Origin of the sequence: Acinetobacter sp. ABJ_C5_2 (genome assembly GCF_044538485.1) — a bacterium.
Taxonomy (GTDB): Bacteria; Pseudomonadota; Gammaproteobacteria; order Pseudomonadales; family Moraxellaceae; genus Acinetobacter; species Acinetobacter nosocomialis_A.
Window position 1 is genome coordinate 1 of sequence record NZ_JBIUCS010000122.1, and the last position, 241, is coordinate 241.

At 51.9% G+C, this 241-nt stretch carries 1 protein-coding gene; it reads right to left on the bottom strand.

The genetic code is table 11. From position 1 onward, the window contains the following. On the bottom strand, positions 1-241 hold a 241-nt coding region (locus ACH8JV_RS19655; RefSeq protein ID WP_396523334.1), incomplete at both ends, for an Ig-like domain-containing protein.

Here is a 241-nt window from a genome sequence, read left to right on the forward strand (position 1 = left end):
TCAAGCAAGTTACCTGGGTTTGGCGCTGTCCATTGACCATCTGGGCCTGCAACCACAGTTGCTGTTGTGCCATCAGGGAAGCTTACAGTCACGGTTGATCCTGCTTCTGCTGTTCCTGTCACTGGATTAGTCGCATTGATCGGATCAATTACTGGTGCACTTGGCGCTGCCGTATCGACAGTCACGATGACATCTGTTGGGCTGCTGATATGACCTTGTGAATCCACTGCTTGCGCATGGA